1 protein-coding gene is annotated in these 329 nt (G+C 55.6%); it reads right to left on the bottom strand.

The genetic code is table 11. The annotated features are described in order from the left end of the window. On the bottom strand, positions 1–329 hold a 329-nt coding region (locus tag ACTJJS_RS33570), incomplete at both ends, for a phosphopantetheine-binding protein (RefSeq protein WP_440668420.1).

The raw sequence follows: 329 nt of genomic DNA, 5'->3' as shown, positions 1-329 counted from the left end.
TGTTATACGTAGCCGCATGTCCCTGCAGCTGCTCCAGTACCCATAGCCGTTGCTGTGAGTGCGACAGCGGATAGTGCTCCATGGCCGCCGCAACAGGGATAGGCTGGTAATCCGTATGCACGCTGGCTTTGATCAGCGATGCCTGCTCATGCAGCACAGGATGCGAAAACAAATCCGCTATCGTTAATTGCACGTCCAGCTCTTTGTAAATCCTGGCGATCAGCTGGATGGCCTTCAGTGAAGAGCCGCCTATATTGAAGAAACTGTCATCGCGGCCGATACGCTCCACGCCCAGCACCTGTTGCCATAAAGCCGCCAGCTGCTGCTCC

Source organism: Chitinophaga sp. 22308 (genome assembly GCF_052045305.1).
Taxonomy (GTDB): domain Bacteria; phylum Bacteroidota; class Bacteroidia; order Chitinophagales; family Chitinophagaceae; genus Chitinophaga; species Chitinophaga varians_A.
Note: the sequence above shows the minus strand (reverse complement) of the source record. Positions and strands in the feature narration are given on the sequence as shown.